This window comes from Staphylococcus hominis subsp. hominis (assembly GCF_002901845.1).
GTDB classification, from domain to species: Bacteria; Bacillota; Bacilli; order Staphylococcales; family Staphylococcaceae; genus Staphylococcus; species Staphylococcus hominis.
The window spans coordinates 1-225 of record NZ_PPQE01000014.1 but is presented as its reverse complement, the minus strand read 5'-3'; the positions used below and the strand labels follow the sequence as shown (position 1 = coordinate 225).

Annotated in this window: 1 tRNA gene; it reads left to right on the top strand. The window is 46.7% G+C overall.

Going from position 1 to position 225, the window contains the following annotated elements:
- The first annotated feature begins 78 nt into the window (after nt 1-78).
- Nucleotides 79-155: transfer RNA gene (locus tag CD034_RS01120), tRNA-Ile, on the top strand.
- Nucleotides 156-225: the final 70 nt, after the last annotated feature.

The window sequence follows — 225 nt, the reverse complement described above, 5'->3', positions numbered from 1 at the left end:
CTCGTAGAGATGATACGGAATAACGTGACATATTGTATTCAGTTTTGAATGTTTGTTTTAAACATTTAAATATTTAATGGGCCTGTAGCTCAGCTGGTTAGAGCGCACGCCTGATAAGCGTGAGGTCGGTGGTTCGAGTCCACTCAGGCCCACCATTAAGTATTAATAATTTGGGGGCTTAGCTCAGCTGGGAGAGCGCCTGCTTTGCACGCAGGAGGTCAGCGG